This is a genomic window from Bacillus sp. NMTD17, assembly GCF_002998735.1.
In the GTDB taxonomy this organism is placed as follows: domain Bacteria; phylum Bacillota; class Bacilli; order Bacillales; family Bacillaceae; genus Bacillus.
Genome location: NZ_PVRH01000001.1, coordinates 106783 through 127998, shown reverse-complemented (window position 1 = coordinate 127998; position 21216 = coordinate 106783). Strand labels below are relative to the sequence as shown.

The window sequence follows — 21216 nt, the reverse complement described above, 5'->3', positions numbered from 1 at the left end:
TAGATGAATTTTTTTAATTTATCCCTTCATTCCATTGTGCATATGCACAATCAAGATAGTTGACTCATCAACTGCGCCATATAAAGCTCCATCAACTGTTTCACATGACGGGGATTTTTTCCGGTCAATGCTTGAATTTTATCTAAACGATATCGCAAAGTATTCCGGTGAATAAATAAACGATCAACAATTCTTTGTAAATCTCCGCCCTCTTCAATGTAAATCCTTAATGTTTGGGCGAGCTCCGCTTCCTGTGTTAATGGATTGTAAAAGTCAGTCCATCTAATCTCCTCTTCAACAGCTCCTGCAGTGAGGAATAGCCTTTCCAACTGATAAGATTTAAAAAAATAAATACTCTCCTCGGAATCAAGAGTTTTCCCCAACCTCAAGGCATCTCTTGCGTGCTCAAAAGACAATGGCAGCCGGCTTATGTCGTCAGCGACAGTCCCTATCCCCACCAGCACCTGACCTCCTACTGCTTTTTCCATTGTTCTTTGCAGCTGCCCTGCCACATGCTTTAAACGATGATCAGGGATCGGCTGCCTTAAAAGAACCAATTCATGACGAAAGGTCATGCCAAGCAAATCATCCGCATTCTTATCGTATTGAATCGCATGCATCATTTTATGCACAGCGTCTTCCGAGGATGGAACTGGCTGAAAAACGATGACCATTCGGCGCTTATCTAAATCCATTCCCAGCCATGCAGCTCGGTTCTTTAGCTGATGATCACCAACGTCCGAATCAGAAATTAACTGATTGACAATTTCACTCTCTATTCTTTGCCGCCACTGAATTCGTTCAAGCAGAAAAGACTGCTCTAACACAAGCTCAGCTGCCATTTTCACCAGCTCGGCATGATGCCGAATGTCCTCTGGCTCACCAGTAATTCCAATCACACCAACTACTTGTTCACGAAAGCAAATAGGCAAATTGATTCCAGGTCTCACTCCTTCTAAGCGTAAGGACGCCTCATGGTCAATTTCCATACTGTTCCCGCTTGTCAGCACAAGTCGTGCACCATCATGTTTCTGACCAATCCTGTTTCGTTCACCAGAACCAATTATGACACCATCTGCATTCATCACATTAATGTTTTTATCTAAAATACGCATCGTACGTTCAACCATTTCTTGCGCCAATTCAGCAGTTAAAAATTGCATGAGGCATCTCTCCTGAGGCTGTTTTCATTCAATGTATCATAGTGTCATTGCACAATAAATGCAAAGTGTTCAAAAATGAGGCATTGACAAAGGGACATTGAAAAGTGTTTAATCAAATCAAAGGATCGACCGACAGTCTAGTCAAAAGAAAGGATGGCTTTATGAGAACCGTTAAACATCCTGAAGAACGTAAAAATGACATCTTAAACGCAGCCGAAGAGCTTTTTTCTACCAAAGGCTATCAGCAAACAACGATTATCGACATTCTGAAAGCTGTTGGCATTGCAAAAGGCACTTTTTATTATTACTTTTCATCCAAAGAAGAAGTGATGGATGCCATTATTGACAGGATCATCAAAGCAGATATCATCGTGGCAAAGCGTATTGCGGCTGAGCCAGACCTTCCAGTCGTCGACAAACTATTTCGTATCATCATGGCACAATCGCCTCAGCAAGGAAGCAATAAACAGGGGATGATTGAACAATTCCATCAGCCTTCTAATGCAGAGATGCACCAAAAAAGCTTAATCAAAGCGATTAAAGAACTATCACCCGTATTGGCAGACGTCATTCAGCAAGGGGTGGAAGAAGGAACATTCAAAACAAAGTTCCCGCAAGAAACGGTTGAATTCCTTCTTGCTTCTGCGCAGGTCATATTTGATGAGGGCCTTTTTCAATGGACAGCCGAAGAAAGTATACAGCGCGCTCTAGCTTTTATCGATATCCTCGAATCCTCATTACATGCAGAAAAGGGGAGCTTCTCCTTTCTTCTAAAGCGATTAACTGGAGAGCTGGATGAAAAGAATTAGTGATTGGTCACTTCAATACCAATCCTGCATACATTATAGACTGACGGTCGGTCTAAAAGGAGAGTGATACTCATGTCTTTGTTATCCAAAAGAGGTTCATCCCACTTTATGTACCTCGTTCTCGGACAAATTATTTCCGTTTTTGGTTCTTCCTTAATTCGGTTTGTTATATCTTTACACGTACTGGATATGACGCAGCGTGTTGACTTATATGCCTTACTATTCGCTTTATCCAATGTCCCACTCCTTCTTTCTCCCTTAGCAGGCGCAATCGCTGACCGGTTTAACAGAAGGAACTTGATGATTTTATTTGATGTTCTCACCGGCATCATGATTCTGGCTTTTTATTTTTGGTTATTCTCAGGAAATGATTCACTCTATATGATCGGAGCGGTCATGGTGCTTCTTGGTGTGATGAGTACGTTCTATGCTCCTGCTGTGATGTCCAGCATTCCACAGTTAGTAAAACAGGAACAATTAGAACAAGCAAACGGAATCGTCAATGGCGTGCAGGCACTTTCAGGTGTTCTCGCTCCTATTATCGGCGGGGTTCTGTACGGACTGATTGGAAGTCAATCCATCATAGGTGCCAGTGCTATCGTGTTTTTTCTATCAGCATGCATGCTTTTACGGTTAAACATATCCTTCTCACCTAGCCCGCTAACGGAAACTATGGGCAAAGTGCTCATAATAGATATGAAACAGGGATTTTCCTATATTGGCAGTCAGCCATTTTTAAAAAGAGCCATGCTGCTTGCTGCAATGTTAAATTTCATCCTCACGCCATTTTTTATCGTGGGTGGTCCAATCATTTTAAGGGTCACAATGAAAAGCAGTGACATCATGTATGGAATAGGCATGGGCTTGATTGAGTTCGCTGTGATCGCAGGGGCTCTGCTAGTTGGACTTGTAGCAAAGCATTGGCAGATACCTACTTTATATCGCTGGCTGATCGTCATCGCGATCATCTTGCTACCTGTCGCATTCTCAACATCCAACACAGCTCTTCAATTTGGCACTTATCCAGCTTATTTTCTCTTTCTAGCAGGATGTCTTCCAATTGCTATGCTGCTTACAATGATCTCAATCGTTGTAATTTCACATGTTCAAAAGAAAACGCCAAATAGTCAATTAGGAAAAGTGATGGCGAACCTGACAATGGTTTCTCAATGTGCTGCCCCGCTTGGTCAAATGATGTATGGATTCTTGTTCAATACGTTTTCAGCCAACATGTATGTGACGGTGCTAATAGTCAGCACTTTCATGTTTGCCCTTGCCTACTTAACAAAAAATATGCTTCAACATGAAGGAGAATCAGCCTCATGAGACTGACGTTTATAAAGAAAGACTTAACCCGCCACCGTCTCATTTCCATCGGTTTAACCATTTGTATTATGTTGACATCATTTCTCGCAACAAACGCCGCTCAAATGACAGTACAGCTGAATGGTTCCATTTCTAATCTGCTCCATTCAGCCAAGGCACCAGATTTTGTCCAAATGCATGACGGCAGCCTAAATGAAAAAGACATTGAAGCATTTTCAAACAAGCAGTCCATGGTAAAAGCACATCAAATCGTCCCAATGATTCCAATTGAACATGCAAACATCAAGTTCGGACATGAACCCGCCAAAGCAGGTGTGATGGATCATTTATTTGTGAAACAAAATCGTCATTTTGATTTTCTTTTAAATGAACAAAATGAAAAGCTCACTGTCAATAAAGGTGAAGTGGCTGTCCCTATCTATTTTCAACAAAAGTATCATCTCAAGATAGGAGAAACGTTACTGATTGGGAAAGGGTCTAATCAATTCTCTTTCCGCATCAAAGCGTTCTTGCGAGATGCACAAATGAACCCCAGTCTTGTTAGTTCGAAAAGATTCCTTCTTCATCACAAGGATTGGGACGCAATGAATCAAGTGTTTCATAAAAAGGAATATTTAATTGAATTTTTACTGCATGATGCCGCTCAGGCAGATGCCTTTCAAGCAATCTACCAGTCATCACAGCTTCCACAGCAAGGTCCAGCTGTCACATTACCTTTGCTCCGTATGCTGAATGCATTGACAGATGGACTGGTGATTGCCATTCTCCTGCTTGTTTGCATGCTACTTATCGGTATAGCCCTTCTCTCTCTCCATCTTGCTATGACAGCTTCTATAGAAGAGGACGAACGTGAAATTGGAATACTGAAGGTGCTTGGGATTCCTTTAACAAGAATCAAGCAATTATACGTTGGAAAGTATGCCGTGCTTGCTTGTGTAGGGTGTATAGCAGGATATGGGTTAACGCTTTTATTTGGTGATATGTTTACGGCCAATATTCAGCGATACATGGGGAATCAGCCTTCTTTTACTTCTTGGTTCATCCCGCTTTGTGTTTCTATAGTGATAGCAATGATCGTCATTTCTTGCAGCTATGCTGTCCTAAGAAAGTTTGGTCGAGTATCAGCCGCTCAAGCACTTCAAGGCGGCGCCATTTCAACGAATGATAAAAAACAAATACCCCTACATCTCAAGAAAAACAGGTTCATCCCGGTCAATATTTGGCTTGGTTTAAAAGATCTGTTATCACGAAAGAAGTTGTACACAACGATTACTTGTATTATCGCGCTTTGTACATTTTTGATGCTGCTGCCTATTCAGCTATGGCACACCTTACAATCGCCGGATTTCATCACATATCTTGGCTCTGGTCAAAGTGACCTTCGAATTGATATACGACAAGGAAATCATCTAGAGGAAAATACAAATGAAATAGAATCAATGATTCGTGAAGATCGGGATATTCATACATCAGCCATATATGAAACAACTTCTCTTCAGGCAAAATCAAAGGAGAATACATTAGAAACACTCTATTTAGAAACAGGTGATCTCTCAGCATTTCCTCTCACCTATTTACAAGGGCGACAGCCTTTAAAGAATAAAGAAATTGCCTTATCAGTACTAAGTTCAGATTCACTCCAGAAAAAGGTAGGAGAAAAAATCACTCTCGTAACAAACGGGCATGAAATTCAAAAAACAGTGACTGGCATTTATCAGGATGTCACCAACGGCGGCAAAACAGCCAAAGCAATATCACAGCCATTTTCCCAATCAGCCCTTTGGAAAACCATTCAAATCCAACTAAAACAAGGAGTAGAAATTGCGGAGAAAAAGACAGTATTTGAAAAAGGGATATCTCCTGCAAAAGTGACAGATATGAAAGAATACGTTCATCAAACAATCGGCAGCACAGCCTCTTTAGTAAAAATCGTTGCATTTTTGTCTACATTAGCTGCTTTTGGAACCGCCAGTTTGATGCTATTCATGTTTCTGCACATGTTAAAAACGAAAGATTCAAGTCGAAACCACATGTTAAGAATGATTGGATTTTCTAAAAAAGATGTAACAGCACAATATATCACAAGTTTTATCGTCGTTATCTCTTTGGGCGCCTTTATTGGTACGATCGCTGTCCATACGATTGGACCAGCTTTGATGAGTGTAGGTGGAGCCTCCCTAGGGGCATCAAGCCTGCAGTGGCTGGCACCACAATGGGTGTCAGTTGTGTACCCAATCACACTGTTGATTGTCAGCTTAGCTTTAACCGCTTCGTTATTGAAGACGTTTTTTACTAATCAAACTACACGTCATACACTTTCATAAGGAGATGTTTCACATGGAACACTTGATTGAAACAAAGCGATTGTCTTTGCAAATCGATTCTTTAAAAGGACAGAAACAAATCATTCTTAAAGATATCCATTTATCGATAAAGCCTGGGGAATTTGTGACCATTATGGGACCTTCCGGATGCGGGAAAACTTCCTTGCTTTATCAACTTAGCGGGATAGAAACAGCCTCAACAGGTGAGATCAAATATAAAGGCCGATTACTATCAGAAATGACAGACAAACAGTTAACTGCTCTGCGCTTAACAGATATGGGATTTGTCTTTCAACACAGCCACTTACTAAAAAATCTTAATCTATTTGACAACATCATTGCTGCAGCTTACTTAACAAAGAAAAAGCCAAGAAAAGAAGTGAATGAACGAGCTAGATATTTAATGGAAAAACTTGATATTGATCATTTAGCAGATCGATATTTGTCAGAAGTATCAGGAGGTCAGCTTCAAAGGGCCTCTATCTGTCGAGCGCTTATGAATGAACCAGACATTCTTTTCGCTGATGAACCAACAGGTGCTCTTAACTCTAATGCAACGAAGGAAGTGATGAATATATTTTCGAAAATCCATTCTGAAGGAGCAACACTACTGCTTGTCACACATGACCCAAAGGTTGCTCTTCGTTCTGAAAGAATCATGTTTATGAATGACGGAGAAATAACAGCCAGCTTACATTTAGGGAGATATGATGACTCAACTGCCGAGAATCGAGAATTTAGATTAAATCAATGGCTGCAAAATTTAGGTTTGTAATTGGAGTAAAAACAGGCAGAAAGCTGCCTGTTTTACTTTTTCTGGAACTCAAACGAATAATCCATCGAAAAACGATTTGTTTCTAATATGATTTTGCCGCCTACTTGTTGACAAGATTCTGTCAGTAACTCTATTTCTTTGCTATAAAAGTATCTCTTTGACATATACAGAGTCACTAAAACGAGTAACAGCGTCGTCATGATCACTGTGATTTGCCCGTTTAAGATTTGAAATCTTTTTTTCATATCAACGTCCTTTCTAATAGACTAGTGTTTGTGATTGGCATTTACTTTTGTCTGCTTCTATCAGTTTCTATTCCAAATTTGATCTAGCATCATCATAACTGATTTTCTTTAACAGATCGACCTTCCAACTTACCAATATATTACATAAAATCACTTTATTTGTAATATACCGGTGATATTTTCGAACATAATCATAAAACCCAATGTATATATCCCTTTTTTAGACGACTAAAAAAAGATTTTAATCATTTGTAAAAACATTCAATCACCATTACAATTTCGTACATCACATGACCTTAGGTCCTTTTTATTACCTCCTGGCAATCACCTCGCAGAAATGATTATATTCTTCCAAAAATTGTGATATCGTTTTTTAGTGAGACAGGTGAAAGGATCTTAAAGAGGTGAAATTTCATGGCTATCATTTCTGCTGAACAGGTGGGGAACCGTTTAAATGATTGGCGAATTGCGATTCGCAAGCATGATGTACACAGTGCTAACGCAATGTACACAGAATTAAAGCAATTACTTCAAGAAATGGAAGAGAATCAGGAGGTCTTGACTTATTATTCATTGCTAGAAGGCAAGTATAAACTCATGTTATATGAACGGAGAGGTAAAAAACTGAATGAACAGACAGAGCTAGATTGCCCCTCTAAAACAAACGATTTAATTGAATACTATTTTTACCTATACAAAGCCCTTTACGCTTCATATAACAGGGACTATGCATCAGCCATTGGACTGTTTAAAATTGCCGAGAAAAAACTGCAAAACATTCCGGATGAAATAGAAGTAGCAGAATTTCATACGAAAATCGCAAACTTATATATGCTACTTCGTCAAAGCCTAATTTCTCTTCACTATATTCAGAATGCTATAGATATTTTCAAAAGTCATGAAGGATATGAAAGAAGACTAGCGACAGCCTTTGTTATCGCCGCTGCTAATTATATGGACATTAACGACTTCATAAGAGCAGAAAACTACTACAAAAAAGCAATACACATAGCTGACAGTCTAAATGATCATTTTCTAACTTCACAGCTTTTTCATAATATCAGTATTCTGTATGCCGAAGCTGGAGAATCGAAAAAATGTATCGATGCCCTAGAAAAGGCTCTAAGTGATGAAAACTACCTCTCATCGTGCTATTTCCATCACTCCATGTTTATGTTAGTCAAAGAGCTGCTCTCTATTGATGAAAGAACACAAGCTCTCTATTACTTCGAATTGGTCAACCAAAAACATGAATCAGAGAAATGCCCCATCTATACAGCAAAAATGAATTTGCTTTACCATCTATATTTTACTGAAGATATGGTTCAAAAAGCTCAAGCCTGTTTCGATGAAATCAGCATTCTAAAAGAATTAAAGGATGCTGAAGGTGCCTGTGAATTAAGTGCTCTAGCTGCAAAACACTTTGAGGATTTGGGTGACATTCATCAAGCCTATCTCTTTTTAAAGGAAGCCTATCACAGGAACCATCCTATACTTGACTGGAGGAATTCTAATGAAAAAAATGAGTTTATTGATCATCGCTTTAACCATCGTTGTTTTTGGACAAACAGCTTCTTTCAATTCGTTAAATGAGACGAATGCTGGTACAACAGAACGACCTATCGGAACTTAATATAAAAATTGGTCATAGCAAAGAACCACTTGCCTGATCATAAGGCAAGTGGTTCCACCATTATTTTAATTGCTGATAAGATATGAGGCGGTGTATATGTACCGCAAGATAAGTAAGCTCATCATTAGGAATGACGATACTATGCACCTGTTTAATATAATCTTTGATTTTAAAAGCAACATCCATCGCTTGAGGATACAAGTGTGCAATTTGTTCAAACAACTCATTTTCTTGATCTGAGAGTAATTTATTTGCATAAAATCTTTCTACAAAGAACTTCACATGTGTAATGAACCGACTGTAATGAATATTCTCTTGGTCCATTTTCATATTCAATGTATAGCGCACAAGATTGACAATACTCCCGATCATTTTGGCATATTTCATGCCATCTTTCGAATCAGATTCTTCACCTAATGCATTAATTAAGTGAAAGGCGATATTGGCGGCTTCTTCTTTTGGTAATTGTATGCCCAATGTATCATTTACTAACTCAAGTGCGTACTTCCCTACTTCAAATTCTTCAGTATAGTAATTTTTGATTTCCCAGTACACGCGATTCGTAATATTAATATTCTTTTTATGTCGTTCGACAGCAAAATTCAAATGATCCATTAAGGTAAAATAAACACCTGAATTTAGATTTGAATTTAACCGTTTTTCTGCATATTGGACGATGTGCTGAGTTAAATCGATAAACTCTTGAGGCATTGAATCTAACAGTTGAAGAAATTCTTTTGCTCTCAAGTTATCGACTGACATAAAGACTTGGTCCGCTTTTTTCTCTTCTATCATTTGACCCGGTTTCTGTCCATAGCCAATCCCTCGGCCAAACAAAACCATCTCCTGATGGTTCTGATCTTCAGCCAGGACCACACTCGAGTTTAAAACTTTTTTGATTTTAAACATCGTCATCACCTGTTTTCATGATTGTGGTGTTCAATCAAGCGATTCACCATTTGTCTCAATGACTTTTTGGTACCAATAAAATGAGTCTTTTCGAGATCGTTTTAAGGTTCCGTTGCCATCATCATCTTGATCTACGTGAATGAAGCCATAGCGTTTTGACATTTGTGATGTACCTGCACTAATAATATCAATTGAGCCCCAGCTCGTATATCCAAAGAGATCGACGCCTTCTTCAATCGCTTCTCTCATCTGACGGAAATGCTCTTTAAAATAGTTAATACGATAGTCGTCATGGATAGAGCCATCACTTTCAACTACATCCTTTGCACCCATTCCGTTCTCGACAATGATAAGAGGCTTTTGATAGCGATCATACAATTCGATTAAAGAAATTTTCAGACCAACCGGATCAATTTGCCAGCCCCAGTCAGTTGAAGGAAGATAAGGGTTTTTGACTCCACGAATCGTATTCCCTTCTGTCTGTTCTAATCCTTCTTGGGCTGATTCAGTTAAAGACATATAGTAGCTAAATGAGATAAAATCTACTGTGTTTTCTTTTAGAATGGTTAGATCATCTGCTTCCATATGAATTTGAATATTTTTTCTCTCAAGCATACGTGTAATCAGTGGCGGATATTCGCCAAACACCTGAACATCTGCATAGAAGTAGTTTTCTAAGTTTTGTTTCAAGGCTTGTTCCATATCATTCGGATGACATGTATGCGGATACGTTGTCAATTTTGTCAGCATACACCCAACCTGGCTGCCTGGGATAATACGATGGCAATCTGCTGTTACAAGAGCAGATGCGACAAATTGATGATGAAGCGCTTGATACACCGTCTCTTCTACTTTTCCTTCTGGGCAACGATCAGGAATAATTCCTGCAGTAATGAATGAGTGGCGGTGTATACTATCAATTTCATTAAAAGTGAGCCAATATTTCACATCATGTTGATAACGTTCGAAACAAACATTGGCGAACTTCACAAAGAGATCGACCACTTTTCTTTCAACCCAGCCGTTATATTTCACACTAAGGGCTAAAGGCATTTCATAATGAGAGAGTGTCACAATCGGTTCTATGTTGAGTTTTTTCATTTCGGCAAATACACGATCATAAAATTGCAGCCCTTTTTCATTCGGTTCAGCTTCTTCTCCAGTAGGGAAGATCCGGCTCCATGCAATAGAAATGCGAAGTGTTTTAAAGCCCATTTCAGCAAATAGAGCCAAATCCTCTTTATAGTGATGATAGAAATCAACACCTCTGCGTTTTGGGTACTTTTTATCGTCTGGATCCTTTATTGCACGATCTATATTTTCAGAAGTAACAGCAAGATGTCCTTCATAATCTTCTACACTTAAATTGGAACGATACATTGCAATATCTGCAACTGATGGTCCCTTTCCATCTATATTCCAGGCGCCTTCTGCCTGGTTGGCGGCAATGGCGCCGCCCCATAAAAATCCTTTTGGAAAACCTTTAATTGTTGTCATATGATTAGCCTCCTAATTGTGTGACAACCATCAATGTATCTTGACGATTGACCTCTTGTAATGGCCGTACCTTTATATCATATTGATCTGTATTTGTGATTACAGCAAGTGTAACTGGATCATATCCTGCTGCTATGATTTTTTCTACATCAAATTCAATCAGTAAATCTCCTGCTTGAACACGTTCTCCTGCCTGCACTTTTGGATGAAAATACTGTCCTTCCAGCTGAACGGTATCGATGCCAATGTGGAATAATACTTCAACCCCTTGGTCCGTTTTCATACCAAGTGCGTGATTTGTTTCGAACAGCAAGGTCACCTCGCCATCTACTGGTGCATAAAGCGCTCCTTTTGAAGGTACTATGGCAATTCCTTCACCCATGACCTTTGAAGAGAAAATATCATCTTTTACTTCAGATAGAGAGATCATTTGACCAATCACAGGGCTTTTGAATGTTTCACCTGCCCCAATTTGTTCAGCAAATGCAGCTTGATCATTTGTCTTTTCTTCTCCTGTTTTATCCTTACCTAATACAAAAGCAGCGATAAAGGCGACAATAAACGAAATGACTGCTCCAATGACAGCAAACATCAGATTTCGCGGGAGCTCATCTGAGATAAACATCGACATACTTGCTAATCCAGGGCCAACAAGTACAAAGGCTTGTATACCAACTAATCCAATGAAGATTCCGCCAACAAACGAACCAATCATGACACTTCCAAGGACCCGCTTATTTTGAAGTGTCACACCATACAAAGCAGGCTCTGTGATGCCAAAAAATGCTGAAATCCCTGCCGAAATAGCTGTTGATCTGAGTACCTTGTCTTTTGTGCGTAGTGCCACAGCGAAACACGCTCCACTTTCAGCAATATTATGCGCAAGTGATGCTGGTAAATAAAGTGCTTCTTTCCCAAGGGTTCCCATCGTTGTGACTGCATAAGGGACCATTGCTTTGTGCATACCTGATGCGACCATGAATGGGAGGACTGCTGCTAAAATTGCGACAGCTACCCAGCCTACTGTATTAAACATTGCAAGAATGATGGATGAAAAACCTTGTCCTGCTGTAAAACCAATCGGTCCTAATAGAAGTAACGTAACTGGTACAGTAATGACCAATGACATCATTGGGACAAAGAAAATCCGAATTGGTTTTGGTGAAAATCGTGTAAAGAATTTTTCCATTTGAGCGTAAAGCAATACAGAAAGGATTGCTGGGAACACTTGATACGCATAAGCTATATTTTTTACGTCGAATGTCATCAATTGCGCACCTTCAGTAAGCATAGCCGTCATGTTCGGAAGAAGGAGCGCACCGACTGCTGATAATGCGACCAGTGGGTTTACTTTTAGTTTATTGGCAGTCGTTACAGCGACTAGTAAAGGGAGGAAGTAAAGAGGTGCGTCCCCTACCATGTTCAATATTTGATAGGTTTGGCCCTTTGCATCCATCCAGCCTAATAAAGAGAAAAGGAGAAGAAATGATTTTAAAATCCCTCCGCCTGCGATAGCTGGAACAAGCGGCTGGAAGACACCTACAATGAAATCTAACAGAACTGTGCCTGCTTTTCTTTTTTCTTTTGGCTGATTGGAAGGCGCGTCTTTCCCTGATGAGCTGCTACCTATTAAACTTGTTAACTTTTGATACACTTCGATGACGTCATTCCCAATGACCACTTGGCATTGACCTGACATTCTGACAGCTATGACACCTGGCGTTTTTTCTAGAGCCGGTACATCTGCCTTCTTCTGATCAATCAGTGTGAAGCGAAGTCTTGTTGAACAGTGCTCAAGGTGCGCAATGTTTTCTTTGCCACCTACATGCTGTAAAACGTCTTTGGCAACCTGTGTGTAATCCATTTTTTCTCCCCCTTTTCTCATACATGAGACCTATATTTCGGCAATAAAAAAAGGACCTAAAACGACAAATTAAAGAAATTCATCGTTTTTAGATCCTGCCTGCATGACCAGTCACATGTCTAATTTATCAATATTGGATTTGATTTTAGTATATATTGAGTTAATGTAAGCGTCAACATATATTTTTGAATTTAAAAAATATTTTTTTACAAGTCTAATGTCATCAAAACGACCTCATTTTACTTTAGAGGAAATTTAAATCGAAAAAGTCAGATAGTCTCAAATGTCCTATCTGACTTAATTATTATCATTATTTTTTCTTTGCTTTTTTCTTTGCGGCATTTTTAAATGCTTCTTCTTGCTTTTGATATTGTTTCTTATTCACAGCTTTCAGTTTCATTTTTTCATTCTTTTTCCAAATCGGTAACTCAATATAGGAAGCCTCTACATCAGATGACCCTATCATCTTAGACAAGCCACACTTTATTTTTGGTGTGGGATATACCCAAAAGTTTTTAAAACCTGTGGTTCCTACTGCTTGATATTTTTCTTTTTTCAATGGCTTACTTTTCTTCCCTGTGGCTTTGGAGATTGTAATAGCCCCTGAAAAATCCCCTTCAAAAACGGCTTCTTCGATATCAAGGAAAATTTGATATGAATTGTTTTTTGCTGTATACAGATAGCCGTAGGCTTTATTTAAATTATCTGTGTATTTCCCTATGATCTCATAGTAACGGTCTTCTGCTGTATCCACGTACTCATCATAGCGCTTATCTATGGCTTTTTTGTATTCTTTTAATTTCTTCTCATCAACAGCTTGATAGCGTTTACTTTTCTTTGCTCCTTGCTTTTTGACCATGAGATCTTTTCCAGAAAAATAGATGTCATATACGATTGTTTTCTTCTTTTGTTGGACTTTAAGTTTGTATCCTTTTTTGGTGGTTTTCCCCGTTAGCTTGTATTTTGTTTTCACCATAAAAGGTTCAATTGGATCAATCTTAACACCCTTACCGTTTAGGTAACCCGTGACCTTGCCTTTCTTTTCAGTCACCTTCAGCCAACTGACATTGTCCTTTGTTTTATAAGCATATGCATAAGATTGATTCAGTGATTCTTTTTTAGCAGATGCTTTGTTTCCTCCAAAACTTCCAACACCAATCAATAGTGCAACAATCATGAACAATATTCCTATGTGCCTCAACTTCATTTGTACACCCTCCATTCTTTTATGAATAGATGCGCAAGCACTTTACACATCAAGTATATATTACCATATTTATTATTTATCTCCTGTATTTCAAAAATATAAAACTATAATTATTATTTTCTTGCTTTTTATTCATTTCAAATTTATTATACATCTAATTGATATATCTTTTAGATAGGTGTGCTGATATGAAAAAATACAATGATACGACGTATGCAATTTTAGGTATTTTAACGACAGATTGTAAGTCAGGGTACGAAGTGAAGCAATTAATTGATAAGAGCTTGCATCATTTTTGGAAAATTAGTTATGGACAAATTTATCCAGCTTTAAAGTTTATAGTCGAGGAAGGTCTTGCTGAGGTTTCACCCGCTTCTACGTCTGGTCGCTCAGACAAGCGGGAATATCATTTGACTGAAAAAGGGCTGAAGACGTTAAGGCAGTGGTTAGCGCAGCCGCTCGATCAGTTACCAACAGAACGAAATGAAGTGTTATTAAAGTTATTCTTCGGTCAATATCTTTCGTTTGAGAAAAAGCTGGTGCTTCTACAGGATTATGAAAGGCAGCTTCGTATCCGTTATAAGACCTATGTTTCGATTGAAGAAAACATTCAAGAGCTTTATCCAGATGAAGCGGATGCGAAGTATTGGCTGTTTACTTTAGATTACGGAAAAAGAGTGGCTCAAGCAGGAATTGATTGGTGCGTGGAAACATCCCATTTGATGAAAAAGGAAGGGTAAATGAATGAAAAAAGACATACGTGCTGGCAGGTTTACAACAGAAAATTCTGACTCGATTGTTGTGTTCATCATCGGCATGCGGATCAACAAACGCTGGGCGGTTCATCAATGGCTGCCTGTGTTCATGGCGATGCCTGGCATGATCAAAGAGCTGTATACCCATCAAGATGAGCTTGGTTTCCTCGGGACAGAGAATTACTTTGGCTTACGCACGACAGCGATGATCCAATATTGGAAATCAACAGATGACCTCCTTGCCTATGCGAAGATGGAAAAACATTTGGCGGCTTGGAAGAACTTTCATCAGAGGGCTCAGAACAATGACGCAGTGGGCATTTATCATGAAACCTATCAAATTCAAGCCGGCTCGTATGAATCCGTCTATATGAACATGCCTTCCTACGGACTGAGCCAAGCGAGAGCTCCTATTCCAATTGGTAAAGAAAAACAAACAGCGAAAGAACGGCTGAAAACAACAAATTCCTAGAGAGCGAATCTCTAGGAATTTCTTTTTGCAACGGTCACAAAATGCTTTAATATGCGGGCTGTTAATCCCCAAATGGTGTAGTTTTCATAATCATAAAACCATTCCTCTATCGATCGGCTCCCCCAGCGGTACTTCTCACCATTCATGATTTTTTCATAAGGGAAATCCTCAGCTGGTGTTGGCTGAACGGATACATGATGTAAGTACGGCTCATATTGGCTGAGCCATGATAGAGGCACGGTAAAGGTCTCTTCTACTTCTTCTTGATTGAAGGAGTGTTTCACTTTTTGTTCATCAATGATCCCGACATATGGGTAGACCACGAAGGATGGAGAAGCAATGTAAGGACTGAGCTGTCCAAGAATCTCCACCGATTCTGGTGGAATACCCAGCTCTTCATGTGTTTCTCGCAGTGCAGCTTCCTGTGCTGTTTCGCTGCCGTCGAGTTTGCCACCAGGGAAGCTAATATCACCCGGCTGTTTTCTCATGGTCAGCGATCGCACCTCAAATAATATATGCCATTCCCCGTTTACTTGCACCAAAGGGACAAGGACCGCAGCTTTGAACGCTGTCTCTTCTCCAATAAATAACGGTTGTGATTGATGTAAGTCATTTTTTAATTGGTCAATGAACACGGACATCACCTGTTTTCTGTTTCTCTTTCCTTTAGCGTATCATGGTTCACCTTTTGATTAAAGATGATCTTTGTGACAATTATTTTTATCAATTTGACAACTATACTTGTCGAATTGAATACAATGCTTTACAATCAAAGAAAGATTTCGATCAAAGTTGAGGTGACAGAATGAAAAATCGGCTAAAAGAGCTTCGTGCGCGTGATGGGTTGAACCAAACTGAGCTTGCAAAGCGTGCAAAGGTTTCTCGTCAGACCATCAGCTTAATGGAACGAGATGAATTAATGCCGTCTCTCTTGCTCGCTGTTAAGCTTTCACGAATTTTTCAGGAACCCATTGAACGTATTTTTCTATTCGAGGAGGATGAACTCACATGAAAACTGTATACAAAATGCTCTTAGGTGCTCTCCTTGGCTTTCTCGGCGCTTACTGTCTGCTTGCAGCCGAATTTGAGATGACACTTCTTGATGTTGCATTCGAAGCGACTCTTGTCATCAGCGGATTGACGATTCTATTGATTATTTATTGTTTTTCAGGGATTTCACGTATGAAAAAAAGAGTATCACTTTCGGTATCTGGTGATGAGGAGGATGAACTGGAAGCAAAACAGTATCGAACCTTTACTGATTTGACGTTAGCCAATACGGTGAGTACCATTTTGTCCATTATTGCCATCGGTATGGCCATCGTAACCGAGCAGCCTATTTGGCTGATTCTGGTCAATGTTACTTTATTTATCGTCACCATTATCAGTTCTTATGTAGCGATATCCGTTCTAAAGCTTGTCTACCCTAATCGCAACCTACCAAGCCCATCTGACAAAGATTATAGTAAAAAGCTGCTCGCTATTTCTGACGAAGGTGAAAAGCATGTGATGCTTGGCGGACTGTTTCACACATATCAATTGATGAATATCCTGTTGATCGGTGCCATGTTTATTTTGATTGTGTATTCCCTTGGGGCCAATCACTCTCAGCTCTTCTCAATCATGGTGATTGGACTTGTTTTAATCATTTTGAATGCAAATTATATGTTCAGGATTAGAAATCGTTAAATGAACAAAAGCACAGCCTAATGCAAAGGCTGTGCTTTTTTCCGTCCATTATGACGCACGGCGTTTCTTTCGTGCATAAATCAATAATAAGAAACCAAACCAAACCGGTGTTAATAAGAGCGCCGGACGTGTTGCATCCGCAAACAGCATGATCACAAGAATGGCAGCAAAGAGCACAAGAACACAAATGTTCACAAAAGGTGTGAACGGTGCTTTAAAAGTAGATGCCGCATGCAGTTCAGGCCGTGTTTTTTTATATTTCAAATGGCAAATTAAAATAATACTCCATACCCAAATGAAACAAATGGCGCTGATGGTTGTGACAATACCAAAGGCTTGTTCGGGAATCAGCTTGCTTAAAAGAGCACCGACCGATACCACAATCGTTGAAACGAATAGTGCATTACTTGGAACAGCGTGCTTGTTCAGACGTCCAAAGGAAGCTGGTCCCTGTTTTTGATGACTGAGATTATATAAAATACGGCTTGTTGAGAACATACCGCTATTACAAGCTGAAGCCGCAGACGTTAAGACAACAAAATTAATAAGTCCCGCTGCTACTGGTATCCCAATCAGCCCAAATGTTTTTACAAAAGGACTTTCTGATGCACTGAGCTCAGTCCATGGGTTGATACATAGTAAAACAAAGATGGCACCCACATAGAAAAATAGAATTCTTAAAGGAATTTTATTAATCGCAGACGGGATGTTTTTTTGCGGATTGGCTGTTTCTGCTGCGGACACACCGACTAGTTCCACTCCCACATACGCAAAGATTACCATCTGGAATGACAGTAAGAAGCCTGTGACACCATGCGGGAATAATCCGCCGTGTGACCAAAGATTCGTTACCGTCACCGGACCTGCATCTGTTTGAAAACCCATGATTAAAAGGACAATTCCAACGCCGATCAGTAATAGAATCGTAATGACCTTAATCAACGCAAACCAAAATTCCATTTCTCCGAAAAGCTTCACCGTTAATAAATTAAACCCTAGTAAAATCAACAAACAAATGATGGCAGGAATCCATTGCGGGATGTCAAACCAGTACTGCACATACACTCCGACAGCAATGACATCCGCCATCGCTGTCATAATCCAGCAAAACCAATATGTCCACCCTGTCACAAAGGAAGCCCAAGGACCGAGATAGTCCTCTGCAATATCGGTTAATGACTGATAGCCCGCCTTCGATAAGAGTAATTCACCAAGTGCCCTCATGACAAAAAAGATCGCCATTCCGACAATTAAATAAGCAAAAATGATCGATGGACCTGCCAATTGAATGGCCTTTCCAGAGCCTAAAAACAGCCCAGTTCCAATGGTTCCGCCAATTGCAATCAACTGAACATGGCGGTTTGATAAATCTCGTTTTAATTCTTGTTGTGCCAATGCTAACGCCCTCCTACGACACGATCTTATACTGAAATAATGAACCCTCAAAAAGTCCATAAAAAAAGAGATTGGATGCGCTCCAATCTCACGGTCATAAAAGAATAGCAAAATAGAGAAAAGCAATACACGGCGTCATCCATGCATTACAAATACAATATTTCGTACTCTTCTGTCCTTTTGCCTGAGATTGTGAACCCTTCGGCGCCGCACATACATGCGGTCTCTCCAGAAGCTGCTCCTGCCATAGTGTGACCCACAGCAATCATAGCCTTCATTATTTACTTAAAATGTTGCTATTTCTGAATAATTTCATATTTTACGCCTCTAGAAGAAAGCTGTCAATGGAAATCTTTTATGATTTCTGTCACTCTAGCTGACTTCACTTCATCAATACCCCTCATTAAGGTATAATAAATCAAAAGATGTTCGGCTCGTTTGATGTAGAAATCCATCCTGACCATGAACCAAGTTAGGCAATCCATTGAAGTTGGTGAAGATAAATGAAAAAAATGAACAAACAGCGTGTCACATTACAGGAAGTCGCCCGTCATGCCGGTGTATCGACTTCAACGGCCTCACTCGTTGTTCGAAACAACCCAAGAATCTCTGAAGCCACTCGAAAAAAAGTCCTGCAATCTATGGAGGAATTAGGATACGTGTATGACCGCGTCGCTGCTAACATGCGGTCAAAAAGTTCAAATATTGTAGGTGTGATTGTCACGGATATTTCAAACACGTTTATTTCTGAGTTTTTAATCGGCGTGCAAACCACACTTGAATCACTGGGCTATACCGTTTTACTTGGGACAACCTTTGACAGTGTCGATAAGCAGGAACGGCTCATTTCTACCATGGTAGAGCACCGAGTTGGCGGGATCATTTTAAACCCAGCTTCGAAAAGCTCTGCTCGGACGGTCAAACAATTAAATCAAATTCGTACCCCAAAAGTACTGGCAAATCGTGAATTAGCGGATGTGCATTGTGACTATGTCGGTGCTGATTATGAACAAGGCGCTTGGATGGCGGTCCATCATCTTCTTCAAAAGGGACATCGGCGCATTGCCTTTTTAGGCGGCATCAAGACCTCCTCGACTTGGATCGACCGAATGAAAGGGTTCAAAAGAGCCCACGACGAGGCAAACCTAACAATTGATGAATCTCTTATTATTGATATGGAACCGACTCGTGAAGGCGGGAAAGAAGCACTCGCCCAAGTCATCGATCAGCCCGATCCTCCTACTGCTATTTTTTGTTTTAGTGACTTAGTTGCGTTTGGGGTCATTCAAGGACTGTCATCACGTGACATCAAGCCTGGTGAAGATATCGATGTAGTTGGATTCGATAACATCCCTGAAGCGGAAATGTATCACCCGCCGCTCACCACTGTCTCTTCATTCCCACGGTCCATCGGGGTAAAAGCAGCGAACCTTTTATATCATAAAATGAACGAGCAGGATGAAGAGCTGCAGCGATTGATCTTAAAGCCTCAACTTCATATCAGAGAAACCTCTACCTCATTGTGAAAAGGAGAATTGTGTACAGCAATTCTCTTTTTTTATTGAGCAAGTCAATCATTTCTTTGTTTCATTTTTCTTTTTTTAAATCACAAAGTCATAAACTTGACACATTTTAAACACAGGAGTATATTTATCTCGTTGCTTCTTTTAGTATATCGTTATACCTATTTCTGTGTATCGTTGTTTTTATTCAACATCAATTAAAAGTGGACTTTTCTGATTCTGATCAAATTATGAAGATTCACTTTCTTATCAAAGCTGTTTTTATTTTTATATTTTAGTAGAACGATGTACTTAATTGAAGAACAGATGAATATTCATTATTTTACATCAATCACATAAGGGGTGTTGTGATGGGCTTTATGTACATTCATAGAAAGAACAACCGACATACAAAGAATTTAACCCTAAAAGGGTTGCAAATATAGGAGTGGGAACATGAAAAATCCTTATATTAAATCATCACTCGGCATGTATTTAAATTACTTCATGCTCGGCATGATCAATATCATTGTAGCGTCCAATATGAATAGCTTATCTGAACGCTACCATGTGGATATTACGAAAATCAGCTTGCTTGTATCGGCGATCGGAATTGGTAAACTGATTGCTCTCTTTTTCTCTGGCCGGTTAGCAGACCGCTGGGGACGTAAGCCTGTCATTATTACAGGGAACTTTCTTTACTTATTATTCTTAATCGGTATTCCAACGACAACGAATTATACATTGGCATTTATCTTTGCGATTTCAGCCGGAATTGCAAACTCATTACTTGATTCGGGAACATATCCTGCTTTGACAGAATCGTTTCCTAAAAAGGCAAGTTCAGCTTCTGTTTTAGTGAAGGCGTCCGTTTCAATTGGAGCGACTGTTCTTCCATTTATCTTGGCGTTCCTTATTGCACATGACATCTTCTGGGGCTGGGCGTTCTTTGGACTAGGACTTCTTTATTTACTTGTAGGGATTTACTTGATCTTTATGCCGTTCCCGAACCATAAGCAAGTCTCTTCACAAGATGACCTTCCAGTGCAGGAACAAATGAAGGAAGAACCTAAAATGTTGGGTGAAGGCTTAGCCGTCGTGCTCATGGGATTCACGTCTACTGCATTGTTTGTCGTATGGCAAACGTGGCTTCCACAGCTCGGATTGAAATTGATTGGGCTTGGCGCAGGACAAGCGACACAGCTTCTTTCTTATTTTAGTATTGGTGCCCTTGTGTCAGTTCTACTGCTCTCAATTGTATTAGATAAATTCATTTCGCCGATTATGGTCGCAATCATTTATCCAGTTGGAGCATTTCTTGCCATGCTTTCACTATTTCAAATTGAAACGTATAGCATTGTCATTGTCAGCACCTTTTTCTTAGGATTATTTACAGCAGGGATCTTCCAGCTGGCAATGAGTATTATGATGAAATTATTCCCTACAAACAAAGCAACGGCTTCATCATACGTCAACATTGCGGCAAGCTCAGCGTTTATTCTTGTGCCGCTCATTACAAGTGGGTTGGTCAGCACGTACGATATTAAAATGACGTTATTTTTCGATATGATCATTGCGGTTATTAGCGTATTGTTAGCGGTCTTTGTTCTTGGACGCATGAAAAAATTGTTTAGATAATTAAAGGAGATGT

General features: G+C 39.7%; 19 protein-coding genes and 1 riboswitch. Of the genes, 11 read left to right on the top strand and 8 right to left on the bottom strand.

Annotation, left to right across the window (positions count from 1 at the left end):
• Positions 1-50 precede the first annotated feature (50 nt).
• Positions 51-1163, bottom strand: coding sequence for a CdaR family transcriptional regulator (locus C6347_RS00615; protein ID WP_106036362.1), 1113 nt, complete (start codon positions 1161-1163; stop codon positions 51-53).
• A 161-nt stretch (positions 1164-1324) separates the two neighbouring features.
• Here C6347_RS00615 and C6347_RS00610 point away from each other — a divergent pair, with 161 nt between their 5' ends.
• From C6347_RS00610 to C6347_RS00595, 4 genes are all read left to right on the top strand, one after another.
• The gene (locus tag C6347_RS00610; protein WP_066031508.1) at positions 1325-1972 is read left to right on the top strand and encodes a TetR/AcrR family transcriptional regulator; all 648 of its coding nucleotides are present in this window, start codon (positions 1325-1327) and stop codon (positions 1970-1972) included.
• Positions 1973-2044: 72 nt separating this feature from the next.
• A complete protein-coding gene (locus tag C6347_RS00605; protein WP_106030709.1) occupies positions 2045-3298 on the top strand; it encodes an MFS transporter in 1254 nt (417 codons plus the stop codon).
• Complete coding sequence (locus tag C6347_RS00600) at positions 3295-5622, top strand: ABC transporter permease (RefSeq protein ID WP_106071277.1); 2328 nt, start codon at positions 3295-3297, stop codon at positions 5620-5622. The genes C6347_RS00605 and C6347_RS00600 overlap by 4 nt, the downstream gene beginning before the upstream one ends.
• Before the next feature lie 13 nt (positions 5623-5635).
• Positions 5636-6397: an ABC transporter ATP-binding protein gene (locus tag C6347_RS00595; RefSeq protein WP_060597643.1), complete on the top strand. Its 762-nt coding sequence runs from the start codon at positions 5636-5638 to the stop codon at positions 6395-6397.
• 32 nt (positions 6398-6429) lie between these two features.
• Here C6347_RS00595 and C6347_RS00590 read toward each other — a convergent pair whose 3' ends face one another.
• Entirely contained in the window at positions 6430-6642 is a 213-nt protein-coding gene (locus tag C6347_RS00590; RefSeq protein WP_106036360.1) for a hypothetical protein, read from the bottom strand.
• Positions 6643-7056: 414 nt separating this feature from the next.
• Here C6347_RS00590 and C6347_RS00585 point away from each other — a divergent pair, with 414 nt between their 5' ends.
• Positions 7057-8235 carry a response regulator aspartate phosphatase gene (locus C6347_RS00585; RefSeq protein ID WP_106071276.1) on the top strand — a complete coding sequence of 393 codons (1179 nt, stop codon included), beginning with the start codon at positions 7057-7059 and terminating at the stop codon, positions 8233-8235.
• Positions 8236-8335: 100 nt separating this feature from the next.
• Here the strand turns inward: C6347_RS00585 and C6347_RS00580 are convergent, their stop codons facing one another.
• From C6347_RS00580 to C6347_RS00565, 4 genes are all read right to left on the bottom strand, one after another.
• Positions 8336-9184, bottom strand: coding sequence for a PRD domain-containing protein (locus tag C6347_RS00580; protein ID WP_106071275.1), 849 nt, complete (start codon positions 9182-9184; stop codon positions 8336-8338).
• Positions 9185-9214: 30 nt separating this feature from the next.
• Positions 9215-10681: a glycoside hydrolase family 1 protein gene (locus tag C6347_RS00575; RefSeq protein WP_106036357.1), complete on the bottom strand. Its 1467-nt coding sequence runs from the start codon at positions 10679-10681 to the stop codon at positions 9215-9217.
• Positions 10682-10685: 4 nt separating this feature from the next.
• Positions 10686-12545 carry a beta-glucoside-specific PTS transporter subunit IIABC gene (locus C6347_RS00570; RefSeq protein ID WP_106036356.1) on the bottom strand — a complete coding sequence of 620 codons (1860 nt, stop codon included), beginning with the start codon at positions 12543-12545 and terminating at the stop codon, positions 10686-10688.
• Between the two features lie 310 nt (positions 12546-12855).
• Positions 12856-13707, bottom strand: coding sequence for a hypothetical protein (locus C6347_RS00565; protein WP_142393572.1), 852 nt, complete (start codon positions 13705-13707; stop codon positions 12856-12858).
• A gap of 233 nt (positions 13708-13940) precedes the next feature.
• On the opposite strand from C6347_RS00565, the gene C6347_RS00560 reads away from it, so the two are divergent.
• Together C6347_RS00560 and C6347_RS00555 are read left to right on the top strand one after the other, a co-directional pair.
• Positions 13941-14492, top strand: coding sequence for a PadR family transcriptional regulator (locus C6347_RS00560; RefSeq protein WP_060597650.1), 552 nt, complete (start codon positions 13941-13943; stop codon positions 14490-14492).
• Positions 14493-14496: 4 nt separating this feature from the next.
• A complete protein-coding gene (locus C6347_RS00555) occupies positions 14497-14979 on the top strand; it encodes a DUF4188 domain-containing protein (protein ID WP_066031499.1) in 483 nt (160 codons plus the stop codon).
• A gap of 11 nt (positions 14980-14990) precedes the next feature.
• Here C6347_RS00555 and C6347_RS00550 read toward each other — a convergent pair whose 3' ends face one another.
• Positions 14991-15614 (bottom strand): NUDIX hydrolase, encoded by a 624-nt coding sequence (locus tag C6347_RS00550; RefSeq protein WP_106071274.1) that lies wholly within the window; start codon positions 15612-15614, stop codon positions 14991-14993.
• Between the two features lie 170 nt (positions 15615-15784).
• On the opposite strand from C6347_RS00550, the gene C6347_RS00545 reads away from it, so the two are divergent.
• The gene (locus tag C6347_RS00545) at positions 15785-15991 is read left to right on the top strand and encodes a helix-turn-helix transcriptional regulator (protein ID WP_034323321.1); all 207 of its coding nucleotides are present in this window, start codon (positions 15785-15787) and stop codon (positions 15989-15991) included.
• The gene (locus C6347_RS00540; protein ID WP_060597653.1) at positions 15988-16668 is read left to right on the top strand and encodes a DUF3169 family protein; all 681 of its coding nucleotides are present in this window, start codon (positions 15988-15990) and stop codon (positions 16666-16668) included. Before C6347_RS00545 ends, C6347_RS00540 begins: the two co-directional genes overlap by 4 nt.
• 48 nt (positions 16669-16716) lie before the next feature.
• Here C6347_RS00540 and C6347_RS00535 read toward each other — a convergent pair whose 3' ends face one another.
• A complete protein-coding gene (locus C6347_RS00535) occupies positions 16717-18063 on the bottom strand; it encodes an amino acid permease (protein ID WP_060597654.1) in 1347 nt (448 codons plus the stop codon).
• 162 nt (positions 18064-18225) lie between these two features.
• Positions 18226-18305, bottom strand: a riboswitch (glycine riboswitch).
• A gap of 261 nt (positions 18306-18566) precedes the next feature.
• Here C6347_RS00535 and C6347_RS00530 point away from each other — a divergent pair.
• Both C6347_RS00530 and C6347_RS00525 read left to right on the top strand, forming a co-directional pair.
• Positions 18567-19589, top strand: a complete 1023-nt coding sequence (locus C6347_RS00530; RefSeq protein ID WP_106071273.1) for a LacI family DNA-binding transcriptional regulator — start codon at positions 18567-18569, stop codon at positions 19587-19589.
• A 432-nt stretch (positions 19590-20021) separates the two neighbouring features.
• Positions 20022-21203 (top strand): MFS transporter, encoded by a 1182-nt coding sequence (locus C6347_RS00525; protein ID WP_060597655.1) that lies wholly within the window; start codon positions 20022-20024, stop codon positions 21201-21203.
• Positions 21204-21216: the final 13 nt, after the last annotated feature.